Source organism: Pseudomonas sp. OV546 (assembly GCF_900116845.1).
GTDB lineage: Bacteria > Pseudomonadota > Gammaproteobacteria > Pseudomonadales > Pseudomonadaceae > Aquipseudomonas > Aquipseudomonas petroselini.
This window is the reverse complement of sequence record NZ_FPCE01000020.1, coordinates 1-11,530: the sequence shown is the minus strand read 5'-3', so window position 1 is coordinate 11,530 and position 11,530 is coordinate 1. Positions and strand designations below refer to the sequence as shown.

The following is an 11,530-nucleotide window of genomic DNA, read 5'->3' as shown; positions in this document are numbered from 1 at the left end:
AAGCACAGCGGCCTGACAGCCGGCTTGAGTGGTGTGGAGCAGTCTTGCCGGCGATGCAGGCAACGTGGTGAGTCAGGCGTACCCAGGTGATACTTTCGCAGGCAAGCCAGCGCCCACAGGGTTCAGCGTTACAGCGCTACCGGGCTACCGGGCTACCGGGCGGTAGACCGGGTAATCGATGTAACCCGCTTCTGTCCCGCCATACAGCCCTTCCGCCTTCAGCGGGTTCAACGGCCAGCCATTGAAAATCCGTTGTGGCAGATCCGGGTTGGCAATGAACGGCCGCCCGAACGCAATCAGGTCCGCCAGACCCGCTTCGACCAGATCAGCACCGCGCTCAGCGGTGTAACGACCGGCGTAGATGATCCGCCCGCTGAAGGTCTCACGCACCGCTCGGCGGAACGACTCGGGCAACACCGGGGCGTTGTCCCAGTCGGCTTCGGCGATGGAAACGTAGGCGATGCCCGACTCTTCCAGCACTTTGATCGCTTCGATGTAGGTGTGGTGCGGGTCGTCTTCCACCAGGCCGATGTAGACACGGTCCTGATCGGTGCCGCTGAATAACGGCGAGAACCGTACGCCCAGACGCTGCGGCCCGACCACGGCGCTCACGGCTTCGACGATCTCGCGCAGAAAGCGCAGGCGGTTGTGCAGCGAGCCACCGTATTCATCCTCGCGCTGGTTGGAATGGGCGGAGATGAATTGGTTGACCAGGTAACCATTGGCCGAATGGATTTCCACCCCGTCAAACCCGGCATCCAGCGCATTGCGGGCGGCCTGGGCGTAGTGCCCGACCAATTCTTCGATTTCAAGCACGGACAATGCACGTGGCACCGGCGGCTGCTTCAGTTCGCCCATGCCAGGCCCGGTTTCGATAAAGGCCTTGGCCTGCAACGCCTGGATCGCCGACGGCGCGACAGGGGCGGCGCCGTCTGGCTGCAACGCGTTGTGGGACACGCGACCGACATGCCACAACTGGGCAAAGATCACCCCGCCTTCGGCATGCACAGCCTCGGTGACGGTGCGCCAGCCGTCGATCTGCGCCGGGGTGTAGATACCCGGCGTCCACGCGTAACCCTGGCCACGCGGTTCAATCTGCGTGCCTTCGCTGACCATAAAACCGGCCGTGGCGCGCTGGCGGTAATACTCGGCCATCAAGTTGGTGGCGATATCGCCGGGCTGGGCACTGCGCTGGCGCGTCAACGGCGGCAGCACAATACGGTTGTTCAGCGTGTGGTGCCCCAGTTTTACCGGGGTACTTAAAATAGGGTCATTCATTGAATACTGTCCAAATAGCGGGCGCGCTAAAGCATTAGCGACTTATAAAAGTCGCCAATGCATCAAGCGGTTAGTTAATTAAGCGGTGAGTGTCAGCAGGGCTTTAGCCACATCACTGGAACTGCCAGGGTTTTGCCCGGTGACCAGCAGGCCATCGGTAATCACAAAGGATTGCCAATCGGCCCCCTTCTCATAGTGGCCGCCGAGTTTCTTGAACTCGTCTTCAATCAGGAACGGCACCACATCGGTCAACTCCACCGCCGCCTCTTCCGAGTTGGAGAACCCGGTGACACGACGGCCCTTGATCAACGACTCACCATTGACTGCCTTGACGTGACGCAGGGCACCCGGTGCATGGCAGACGAAACCGATGGGCTTACCGGCGCGCTCGAAGGACTCGATCAGCGCGATCGACACCGGCGATTCCGCCAGGTCCCACAGCGGGCCGTGGCCGCCTGGGTAGAACACGGTGTCGAAGTCGTCGGCGTTGACCGTGTCCAGTTTCACCGTGGTGGCCAGGGCTTGCTGGGCGGCCGGGTCGGCGGCGAAGCGATGGGTCTGTTCGGTCTGGGCGTCCGGCTGGTCGCTGACCGGGTCCAGCGGCGGTTGACCGCCGGCCGGGGATGCCAGCACCACGTCGGCACCGGCGTCTTTGAACGCGTAGTAGGGAGCGGCAAATTCTTCGAGCCAGAAGCCGGTCTTGCGTCCGGTATCGCCGAGCTGGTCGTGAGAGGTCAGTACCATTAATACTTTCATTTTCCAGTGCCTCGATAGGGGTGAGTGTCAGTTTCTTCCGGCTGCCCCAACAACTGTCGGGTCAGCCCCAGCGCCTCGTCGAACGGCGCCGCTGTATGGGTGATCTTGCTCATGACGCTGGTCCCCAGCCACAACGCATACAGGCGCCGGGCCAGGCTTTCGGGGTGTTGCGTGATCGTTACCGAGCCGTCTTCGACGCCCTGCTGCAAGGCCTCGCTGAGCAACCCGATGGTGCGTGCGGTGCCGCGTTGCAGGGCCAGGCGCATCGGCTCTGAAAGGTCTGACACCTCTGCACCGAGTTTGACGGCAAGGCATTTGCCGGCGTCGGTGCAGCCGGTCTGGTTGTTGATCCAGCTTTGCCAATAACACATCAACTTGGCGTGTTGAGATAAGCCCGGCTGATTGAACAGCTGTTGCATAACGTTCAAGTAGTTATCGAAATAGGTATCGAGCAATACCACCCCGAACGCGTCTTTAGAGTTGAAGTAGTGATAGAACGAGCCTTTAGGCACATCGGCGGCGTGAAGTATTTCGTTCAACCCCACCGCAGAAAATCCCTTGGCGCCCACAATCGGCTGCGCCGTTTCCAGAATCGCCTGCCTTGCACTTTTAGTTTCGCGGCTCATGCTTCATCTCGATCGATTAGACCAGTCGTCTAGTTCGTTGAGTGAATGTTAGGAGCCAGGCGAAACGCGCACAATGTCAGATCCGCAAGGATTTCGGACATGCGCCAAAGTGGGTTGCCGTTTTCCCGGCAGCCGCCGACAATCCCTGCCCCCCACACCCCTGGAGACATGCGATGCACAGCGTTGCGCTGATGGTTTACCCGAACTTCCAATCCCTGAGCCTCAGCCTGGGCTCGGTATTCGAGTGCGCGAACCTGCTGCGCGGTGAGCCGGCCTATGAGTTTCACCTGGTGTCGGAAAGCGGCGGCGCGGTGATGACGTCCCAGGGTTTTTCGGTGAACACCACACCGATCCGGCCGGAGGGTTACGACACGCTGATCGTCAGCGGCTACCTGGAATTCCGCCTGCCGGAAGCCAACCTGCTGGAACTGGTCAAGGCCGCCTCCGCCCAGTCGCGGCGTGTGGCCTCGCTGTGCATGGGCATCTTCGTGCTGGCCGAAGCCGGTCTGCTCGAAGGCAAGCGCACCACCACCCACTGGATCCACGCACCGGCCTTTCGCAAGCGCTACCCGGATATCCGCCTGGAAGAGGACAAGCTGTTTATCGTCGACGGCCACATCTGGACCGGCGCCGGCATGAGCGCCGGCGTGGACCTGGCGTTGGCGATGGTAGAGAACGACCTGGGCAGCGACCTGGCGCGGCGCATTGCACGCAAACTGGTGATCGCCCAGCGTCGCGGCAGCGAGCAATCGCAGTTGTCGGCCCTGCTGGAGCTGGACCCTAAATCGGACCGCGTGCAACTGGCCCTGGCCTACGCCCGCGAGAACCTGACCCATGACCTCTCGGTGGAAGCCCTGGCCGATGTCGCGCGGCTCAGCCCGCGCCAGTTCAGCCGGGTGTTCCGTGAAGAAACCGGGCAGACACCGGCCAAGGCCATCGAGTCCCTGCGGGTCGAAGCCGCCCGGGCGCTGATGGAAACCAGTCGCCACCCGGTCGAGGTGGTGGCCCGCGAGACCGGGTTTGGTGATCGCGAGCGCATGCGCCAGGCGTTTTTAAGGGCGTTCGGGCAACCGCCGCAGGTGATGCAGCAGGCCTTTAATGCAGCGCCGCCCGCGTAATCAGGTAACTCACCAACTGCGGGTCATCCTCCAGTTCAATCGTCTGCACCGGGCGCGGCAGGTTATCCAGCACCGTGCGCCAGAACGCCTGGGACACTTCGTCCTGATCATAGAACCGCACCAGCCAATTGGCCTCGCCGCTGCACAGCACCTGGGTGGCGATGGCGCGGCCAATGCCTTTGCGGCGATAGCGCTTGAGGATGAACAGGTCGGCCAGTTCCAGGGCGTCGATGCCCGGCAGTTCGCTGCCTTCGATCAGCAGGAAACCGGCGATGTAGCCGTCGACCAGCAACAGGTTGGCGCTCCATTGCGGGTCCTGCCAGTAACGGGTCAGGTGTTCGTCATGGATATAGAAGCGGCCATCCGCCTCGACATCTTCCTGTTCCCAGTCCGACGACTCGTAGGCGTAGTACTGGTAGAGATTGCGGATCAGCTCGGCGTGCTCCGGGCCGGTCTGGATCAGTTCGACGGTGGTTTCAGGCATGGGGCTCTCGGTCAAAAATGCAGGGCGCCATTGTTCACAAAACGCCGGGACAGTCCAATAGAGTCGCCAACCTTTCTACTTGCTGAACCAATTGCAAATAGGCGTTGCCTCCCCCGAAACCCTGAAACATTTCGAATAAACTCCGCGAAATTGCCTCTCTTTTTCAAGGACACGTATTGTGAGCAACGTCTGTTCCGCCGGCCTGGATGTGGGGTTTGCCTCCCTGGACTACCTGCAGATCTTCATCCTGGGCGTGATCCAGGGCGTTACCGAACTGTTGCCGGTGTCGTCCACCGCCCATATGCGCGTGGTACCCGCCCTGCTCGGCTGGCAAGACCCCGGCTCGGCGTTTTCCGCGGCCATGCAGTTGGCGGCGCTGGCGGCGGTGGTTAGTTACTTCTGGCGGGATGTGCGCCAGGTGACCACCGGCAGCATCGGCGCCGTGCGCCGGGGCGACTACAACGACCCCTGGTTCAAGCTGGCGGTGGCGATTGTGCTGGCGACGATCCCCATCGGCATTGCCGGGCTGGCGTTGTCGTCGACGTTGAATGCCTGCAACTCGCCGTTGCGCGGGTTGATGGTGATCGGTATTTCCTGCGTGGTCATGGCGGTGCTGTTGGCGGTGGCGGAAGTGCGTGCACGCCACACCCGCGAAGTCAGCGAAATGCGCCTGCGGGATGCGTTGATCGTGGGGATTGCGCAAATTGGTGCGTTGATTCCTGGCGTCTCGCGTTCCGGCTCCACGCTGACCGCCGCGCTGTTCCTCAACTTCAAGCGTGAGGAAGCCGCACGGTTTTCCTTCCTGCTGGGCCTGCCCGCCATCGCCCTCGCCGGTTTGAAAGAATTGTGGGTGTTGCTGCATGCCGATATGCCCGTGCATGCCTGGCCGCACCTGCTGTTCGGCCTGGTGGTGGCGAGCATCTCGGCATTTTTTGCGATCTGGGGGCTGATGAAGTTTTTGGAGCGGTTCTCCACCTGGCCGTTCGTGATCTACCGCGCGCTGCTGGGGGTGTTTCTGATTGTGGCGGTCAGCACCGGGCTGCTGAGCTGAAAGCAGCGGCCACGGGAGCAAGCGCCCTCGCCACACCCCCAGTACGACACTGTAGTGAGCGGGCTTGCCCCGCGCTGGGCTGCGAAGCCGCCCTAAAACCGACCGATGAAGCGTATCTGATACACCAGGTTCCTCCTTTTTGGGGCTGCTCCACAGCCCAGCGCGGGGCAAGCCCGCTCACTACAGTCAAAAGATGCGTAGATACCTAGGGTTATCGCAATTCGAACTGCTTGGTCTTGAACACAGTGCTCATGACTGAGCGGGTTCAAGGTCATCACTGACAGCGCTGCCACACCTGTCGAATCAACGCCTGCATCTTCAGCGCTTCGGCCCAGCGATCGCTGATTTCACGGCCATCTGCGCCGGTGATCGCATAGGGCGGCGGGCCCAGTTCACAGGTGAACGACAGGCTCTGTGGTGCGTCGGGCCGCGCCAGCCAGTGTTCAATCCCGTAGCGCCACCACTCGGTGAAACGTTGCACCCAGGCGTGATGCTGGGGGAAATCCAACGACACCTGCACCTGTTCGCTGCTGGCCACGCGGCCGTGAAACCCCCAGCTGTGGCGCAGGACAGTGCGGATCTGTTCATCGTCCTCGGCGGCACCAGGCTCCGGCAGTTCACGCCCGACCACGTAGTGGGACAGATCGGCCAGCAGTTTCAAGTCGGGCATCTGCGCCAGCAGGTCGAGGGTGAACAGCAGGTCATTGGTGAGCCGATAACGGTGGGTTTCCAGCAGCACCGGAAAGTCCACCTGCTCGGCCAGGCGTTGCCAGCCTTCGACCAGTCGCGCCGCTTCGCGTTGAGTACGCGGGCGCACGTCGGCTTGCAGGGTGAGGTGGTGACAGCCGTAGCCGCTGATCACATCCAGCGCGGCCGCCAGGTCATCCACCGAATGCGGGAACAGCTGGCCTTCGATCTGCAGGCCCCTGGCCGTGGCGGCGGCGTGCAAGCGGGCGACGTCGGCGGGTGTGTAGTAATGGTCGGTAATGCCGTCGAAACCGGCGGCCTTGATGCGGTCGAGTTGGTCGTCGAGGGTGCCAGGCTCGGTTTGCATCGCCCACAGGGATTGGAACACCAGGAATTGGCGCATATCAGCCTCGCAGCAGGTGTTTGAGGGACAGCTCGGGGTCGGCCAGGCTGGCCGCGTTGAGCGGTATACGTGCGCTGATCAGGCGCTCACACAGCTTGATGTCTTTGGCCACGCTGTTGCCCGGCGCCCAACCGCAGGCACCGTGCAAACGGTGCTCGGCATCCAGGTAGAACAGCAGCACGCCGCCGCCCGCCAATGGGCGGCTGACCGTCAAGGGCGTGATCACGCCCACGGTCTGCAAGCCCCAGTCGTACTGGTCGGACCAGAAACCGGGGAGCGCGTCGAACGGCACGTCGCGCCCCAGCAGATTCAACGCCGCATGCCGCCCCTGGACCTCGGCGTTGCGCCAGGTTTCCTGGCGCTGGTAGAGACCGCCCAGGCGAAACTCACACACGTCACCGGCGGCATAGATGTCGGGCGCGCTGGTGCGCAGGTGCGTATCGACACGAATGCCCTGCCCCACGTCCAGCCCCGCCGCCGTGGCCAACTCGATATTGGGCTGCATGCCGATGCCGACGACAACCAGATCGCACGGCAACCGTTGCCCGTCCACCAGCAGCACGGCGTCGGCCTGGATGGACTCCAAGGCCACATTCAAGCGCACATCCACGCCGTGTTGGCGATGCAGCGCCAGCAGCGCCTCGCTGATGACCGGCGGCAATACCCGCCCCGCCAAACGCGGCCCGGCTTCGAGCAGCGTGACTTCACAGCCCAAGCCACGTGCCGTGGCTGCCACTTCCAGGCCGATAAAACCGCCACCGACCACCACCAGCCGCGTCCCGGCCTTTAGCGCGTTGCGCAGGGCCAGCGCTTCATCGTGGGTGCGCAGGTAAAGCACATGGGCCTGCTCTTGGGGCAAGCGTCGTGCCCGTCCGCCAGTGGCCAGCAGCAGACCGGCATACGGCAGCCACTGGCCGTCGGCGAGTTGCAGGCGATGGTGTTCCGGCTCCAATTGGGTCACCGGGTCACCGGCGATATGCTCGATACCCAACTCTGCCAGCCGTGCGCTGTCGCACAGGCTGCACCCGGCCAGGTCCACGGTGCCCTGCAGCACAGCCTTGGACAGCGGTGGTCGCTCGTAGGGCAAGTGCGGCTCATCGCCGATCAGGATCAGGCGCCCGGTGTAACCCTCTTCGCGCAGGGTCAGCGCTGCACGGCCACCGGCATGGCCGGCACCGACGATGATCAGGGGTGCGCTCATGGTCACGCCGTGACGGCGAGCAACACCCGCCCCGCTTCGACCCGCACCGGGTAGGTCTTGAGGTTGACGCACACCGGCGCGCCCATGGCTTTGCCGGTGCGGTAATCGAAGCGCCCGTTGTGCTTGGGGCACTCGATCACGTGGTCCATCACCAGGCCGTCGGCCAGGTGGATTTTCTCGTGGGTGCACAGGCCGGCGGTGGCGAAAAACTCATTCTCGGCCGAACGGTACACCGCGTAGGTATGCGGCCCGTGGTCAAAGCGCAGCACGTCTTCTTCGTCTATTTCGCCCACGGCGCAGACGTCGATCCATTGATCGTTCATGGCGTTTGTCTCCAAATGACTGACTGCCCCTGTGGCAAGCGCGCTTGTTGTGGCGAGCGAGCTTGCTCGCGCTGGGCTGCGGCGAAGCGGCCCCAAGATCGGCAGTCGAGTTATGTCTGAATGAATGCGGTGGTTTTATTGGGGCTGCTGCGCAGCCCAGCGCGAGCAAGCTCCCTCGCCACCCTCAGCGTCGTTCGCCAGTGGGCGCTGGACGAAATAGGTCGGGTCGCTGCGCTGTTTCCAGATCGTCGGCAGGATCTCTTTGTACGCTTCGAACAGGTTGGCGTAGGGCGGCGGGCAGTCGCTGCGGATTTCTTCGTGCAGGTGCTTGAGCGCGTGGTACGGCACCATCGGGTACATGTGGTGTTCGAGGTGGTAGTTCATGTCCATGTAGATAAAACGCAGCACGCGGTTCATGTAGATGGTGCGGCAGTTACTGCGGTGGTCCAGCACGTCTTCGGCCAGGCCGACGTGTTGGGTAAGGCCGAAGACGTAGCCGAGCCAAGCGCCGTAGAGACTCGGCAATCCAATCAGCATCAGCGGCAACCAGCTATGCAGGTACAAGGCGGTGCCAATCACCACGGCATAAATGCCGACCCAGATCCGCGCTGCGCGAAACACTTTGGGCCATTCGGATTCGGGGATGAAGTCCGCTTCCTGGGCACTCATCTTGCCAATGGCATGGCGCGCCACGCCGCCGAATGTCTTCCAGGCCAAGGGCAAATTGAACAGGCTCAGGAACATCATCAAGAAACTCGGTGGACGCGGCTCGACGATCTCCGGGTCGCGGCCGACCACGATGGTGTCGGTGTGGTGACGGGCATGGCTCCAGCGCCACACGTGGGGTTCGAAGATGCACATGAAGCTGGCGACCTGGTACAGCACGTCGTTCATCCAACGGGTCTTGAATGCGGTGCCGTGGCCGGTTTCGTGCCAGCGCGGGTTGGACGCGGTGCCGTACAGCACGCCATAGACGAGGAAGAGCGGCACGCAGGCCCAAGTGCCCCAGAACCAATAAGCCCCGAAGCCTGCGGCCAACAGCGCGACCACCCAGATGGCGGTGTCGAGCAAGGCCGGGCCGTCACGGCGCTGCATCAGTTCTTTCATGCGTTTACGCGAGATGGGCGACTGGTACCAGTTGGCCGAGACCAGGCCTTTTTCAGCGGCGCGGGCGGCTTCGGGGCCGGTGAGGCTGTAGTCGCGACGGGCGGTGTGAGCGGTGTGTTCAGGCATTGTTATTGTTCTCCGCAAGCGGTGGTTTCTAGTGCTTTACGAAACCCACCATAGAGAACCGGTAAATCCCCCTCAAGGCCTTGATTCCATTCCCTATCAAGCTATCATCCAGGCCTAGCGGAGCTTGATAGTTTTCTATCAAGACGTTCAAAGGGCTTGTCATGAACAACAATAAACGCCCAACCATCGCCACCGTTGCCGCCCATGCAGGGCTGAGTGTGGCCACCGTCGACCGCGTATTGAATGCGCGTGCGCCGGTCAACCCGGACACCGCCGAGCAGGTGTTCCAGGCCGCCGAAGCCGTGGGCTATTTTGCCGCGCGGCTGATCGGCCAGCGCATTCGCGAACGTCGGCCGACTTATCGTTTCGGCATCCTCTTGCTGGGGACCGCCCAAGCGTTCTATGCCAACCTGGCGCAGTCGATCAGCACCGCGGCGCAGCATCACGCCACGGCCAACCTGACGTGCCAGTTCGAATACATCGTGGATCGCACCCCCAGCGCTATCGTTGCGCAGATCGAACAGTTGGCCGTGCAATGCGATGGCCTCGCGGTGGTCAGCTTTGCCCATCCGCTGATCAACGCCTGCCTCAAGCAGATCCGCGAAGCCGGCGTGCCCGTGGTCGCCCTGCTCTCGGATATCCACGAGCAAGCCCTGGAGCCCTACGTGGGCCAGGACAACCACGTGGTCGGCCGCACCATGGGCTGGTTGCTCGCGCGCACTGGCGGCGCGCGCAAAGGCAGCGTGGGGATCCTGCTCGGCGGCCATCGTTTTCTCGGCCACCAGGCGCGGGTCGAAGGCTTGCACAGCTACCTGGCCGAACACGCGCCGGGGCTCAAGCCGCTCGAGCCGTTGATCAACCTGGATAACTGCGACATCACCGAGGAAGCCACTCTTGACCTGATCAGCCGCCACAGCGACCTGCGCGGCCTGTGCGTGGTGGGCGGCGGCGGTGACGGCATCATCAGCGCCCTGGCGCAGTTGCCCAAGCGACCAGCGCTGTGCTGCATCTTGCAGGAGTCGACCGAGCTGTCACGCCAGGCGCTGCGCCAGGGGTTGATCGATGTGGTGATGGATTCGCAGCCGGGGCAGACGGCGACCGCACTGGTGCAGTTGCTGGTGGCCTTGCAGAGTGAGGAACGGGAGCGCACCGAGGGGTTCGATCCGGTGCGGCATCGGGTGTATATATCGCCGCAGATTGTGACGTCGGAGAACCTCTAGCGGGCGCGGCACTCGATCACCACGGGCAGGAAGCGTTGGACCACCTGCATATTGCTGTGCAGATGGTCGCTCATGTGCGGCGTGGTGAAGCGACCACCACCAAATACCTGGCCCGCTTTGCCATTGAATGGAAACAGTTGAAGCCATAGGCCTGCGAGACGACCCGCCCGCGAGCGGTTAGTGGCATTTGGTCATGGTTTGTAAAGGGCCAGCAAGGCAGGTCCCTTTTAATTGCAGGACGTTTCCTAGACAATCCTCGCCGCCTTGTGCCTGCTGGAATCGGTGGCTAGTCTGCGGTCCGTCGCTGCCAATTCAGTGATCGGGTTTAGTCGCCCGGTATTCCAAAAGGCGCATGATCCTCCATGAGGTTTAATGGTGGCTGTGCGCAGGGCGCCCTTGGGTGCGCCGGATTTTGCCTTTTGGCCGGTCGACTAACCTGCGTACAGCCGCCACCCTACGTTTAGTCGCGGAAGGTTCGGCTCCCTGAGTCCAAAAGGAAGCTAAACAATGAACAAAGACGCAAACGACCCCACCAAAGACCGCGCCGCCTTCAACCGCGCCATCGATCACTACCTGCCCACCCAGGGCTTCCACTCCATCAACGAAGACCTCAGCTTCGAAGACGCTCTGCTCTACACCGCCAGCTTGCTCGACAGTGCATCGGCGACCGCGCTGGATTGTGGAGAGACACTGGATAATCCCGAGCGGGCGAAGATCCTGGCGGTGTGGCATTTACTGGAGATTGCCAAGACCACCGTGGATCGCTCCATCGAGTGCCTGACGCCCCCCAAGACAACCACCTAAATACGATTAACCCTGCGAGAGCTGGCTTGCCTACGATGGCCATAGGTACCGACACAACGCTGTAGCAACCAACGCTAACCACGATGCGAAGCGAGCCGCTCTTGATCTTGATCTTGATCTCGCTTTTGATCTGAGGCGCCCCGTCAAACACGCTGGCCGGAATTCGACAGGGATTTGGGGGGTAAACCGGCAGGGATGCCGGTTTAGCCGCCCCGCGCCATGGATGGCGCGTGGCGGCGGCCCCCCAAATACCTGTCGGATTACGGGCACACCGAGCGTGAGCGAGGTGCCGAGTGTTGGGGCAAGAGCGTTTTGCTTACTTTTGCGCTCTTCAAAAGTGAGCCGC

General features: G+C 62.4%; 11 protein-coding genes and 1 pseudogene. 4 read left to right on the top strand and 8 right to left on the bottom strand.

The window, feature by feature from the left end; genetic code table 11:
- Window positions 1–144 precede the first annotated feature (144 nt).
- From BM403_RS29115 to BM403_RS29105, 3 genes are all read right to left on the bottom strand, one after another.
- On the bottom strand, window positions 145–1,278 hold the full coding sequence (locus tag BM403_RS29115; protein WP_093546567.1) for an alkene reductase: 1,134 nt from the start codon (window positions 1,276–1,278) through the stop codon (window positions 145–147).
- A gap of 78 nt (window positions 1,279–1,356) precedes the next feature.
- Entirely contained in the window at window positions 1,357–2,034 is a 678-nt protein-coding gene (locus tag BM403_RS29110; RefSeq protein ID WP_012723621.1) for a type 1 glutamine amidotransferase domain-containing protein, read from the bottom strand.
- Window positions 2,031–2,660: a TetR/AcrR family transcriptional regulator gene (locus BM403_RS29105; RefSeq protein ID WP_093546564.1), complete on the bottom strand. Its 630-nt coding sequence runs from the start codon at window positions 2,658–2,660 to the stop codon at window positions 2,031–2,033. Before BM403_RS29105 ends, BM403_RS29110 begins: the two co-directional genes overlap by 4 nt.
- A gap of 173 nt (window positions 2,661–2,833) precedes the next feature.
- Between BM403_RS29105 and BM403_RS29100 the strand changes: the two genes are divergently transcribed.
- Window positions 2,834–3,778 carry a GlxA family transcriptional regulator gene (locus BM403_RS29100; RefSeq protein WP_012723619.1) on the top strand — a complete coding sequence of 315 codons (945 nt, stop codon included), beginning with the start codon at window positions 2,834–2,836 and terminating at the stop codon, window positions 3,776–3,778.
- On the opposite strand, the pseudogene BM403_RS29095 reads toward BM403_RS29100, so the two are convergent.
- Window positions 3,756–4,300: pseudogene (locus tag BM403_RS29095) on the bottom strand (GNAT family N-acetyltransferase). The gene BM403_RS29100 and the pseudogene BM403_RS29095 overlap by 23 nt on opposite strands.
- 140 nt (window positions 4,301–4,440) lie before the next feature.
- Between BM403_RS29095 and BM403_RS29090 the strand changes: the two are divergent.
- Window positions 4,441–5,313: an undecaprenyl-diphosphate phosphatase gene (locus tag BM403_RS29090; RefSeq protein WP_093546561.1), complete on the top strand. Its 873-nt coding sequence runs from the start codon at window positions 4,441–4,443 to the stop codon at window positions 5,311–5,313.
- Between the two features lie 274 nt (window positions 5,314–5,587).
- Here BM403_RS29090 and BM403_RS29085 read toward each other — a convergent pair whose 3' ends face one another.
- From BM403_RS29085 to BM403_RS29070, 4 genes are all read right to left on the bottom strand, one after another.
- Window positions 5,588–6,403, bottom strand: coding sequence for a sugar phosphate isomerase/epimerase family protein (locus BM403_RS29085; RefSeq protein ID WP_093546558.1), 816 nt, complete (start codon window positions 6,401–6,403; stop codon window positions 5,588–5,590).
- A 1-nt stretch (window position 6,404) separates the two neighbouring features.
- Window positions 6,405–7,604: an NAD(P)/FAD-dependent oxidoreductase gene (locus tag BM403_RS29080; protein ID WP_093546555.1), complete on the bottom strand. Its 1,200-nt coding sequence runs from the start codon at window positions 7,602–7,604 to the stop codon at window positions 6,405–6,407.
- 2 nt (window positions 7,605–7,606) lie between these two features.
- Window positions 7,607–7,927: a MocE family 2Fe-2S type ferredoxin gene (locus BM403_RS29075; protein ID WP_046036525.1), complete on the bottom strand. Its 321-nt coding sequence runs from the start codon at window positions 7,925–7,927 to the stop codon at window positions 7,607–7,609.
- A gap of 135 nt (window positions 7,928–8,062) precedes the next feature.
- Window positions 8,063–9,160 carry a fatty acid desaturase family protein gene (locus BM403_RS29070; RefSeq protein WP_093546552.1) on the bottom strand — a complete coding sequence of 366 codons (1,098 nt, stop codon included), beginning with the start codon at window positions 9,158–9,160 and terminating at the stop codon, window positions 8,063–8,065.
- A gap of 161 nt (window positions 9,161–9,321) precedes the next feature.
- Here BM403_RS29070 and BM403_RS29065 point away from each other — a divergent pair, with 161 nt between their 5' ends.
- Both BM403_RS29065 and BM403_RS29060 read left to right on the top strand, forming a co-directional pair.
- Window positions 9,322–10,380, top strand: a complete 1,059-nt coding sequence (locus BM403_RS29065; protein ID WP_012723612.1) for a LacI family DNA-binding transcriptional regulator — start codon at window positions 9,322–9,324, stop codon at window positions 10,378–10,380.
- A gap of 507 nt (window positions 10,381–10,887) precedes the next feature.
- Complete coding sequence (locus BM403_RS29060) at window positions 10,888–11,184, top strand: DUF6124 family protein (RefSeq protein WP_012723611.1); 297 nt, start codon at window positions 10,888–10,890, stop codon at window positions 11,182–11,184.
- Window positions 11,185–11,530 lie beyond the last annotated feature (346 nt).

Excerpts from the sequence above, each read along its gene's own strand:
- BM403_RS29115 (WP_093546567.1), bottom strand. The coding sequence starts at position 1,278 with ATGAATGACCCTATTTTAAGTACCCCGGTAAAACTGGGGCACCACACG.
- BM403_RS29110 (WP_012723621.1), bottom strand. The coding sequence starts at position 2,034 with ATGAAAGTATTAATGGTACTGACCTCTCACGACCAGCTCGGCGATACC.
- BM403_RS29105 (WP_093546564.1), bottom strand. The coding sequence starts at position 2,660 with ATGAGCCGCGAAACTAAAAGTGCAAGGCAGGCGATTCTGGAAACGGCG.
- BM403_RS29100 (WP_012723619.1), top strand. The coding sequence starts at position 2,834 with ATGCACAGCGTTGCGCTGATGGTTTACCCGAACTTCCAATCCCTGAGC.
- BM403_RS29085 (WP_093546558.1), bottom strand. The coding sequence starts at position 6,403 with ATGCGCCAATTCCTGGTGTTCCAATCCCTGTGGGCGATGCAAACCGAG.
- BM403_RS29080 (WP_093546555.1), bottom strand. The coding sequence starts at position 7,604 with ATGAGCGCACCCCTGATCATCGTCGGTGCCGGCCATGCCGGTGGCCGT.
- BM403_RS29075 (WP_046036525.1), bottom strand. The coding sequence starts at position 7,927 with ATGAACGATCAATGGATCGACGTCTGCGCCGTGGGCGAAATAGACGAA.
- BM403_RS29070 (WP_093546552.1), bottom strand. The coding sequence starts at position 9,160 with ATGCCTGAACACACCGCTCACACCGCCCGTCGCGACTACAGCCTCACC.
- BM403_RS29065 (WP_012723612.1), top strand. The coding sequence starts at position 9,322 with ATGAACAACAATAAACGCCCAACCATCGCCACCGTTGCCGCCCATGCA.
- BM403_RS29060 (WP_012723611.1), top strand. The coding sequence starts at position 10,888 with ATGAACAAAGACGCAAACGACCCCACCAAAGACCGCGCCGCCTTCAAC.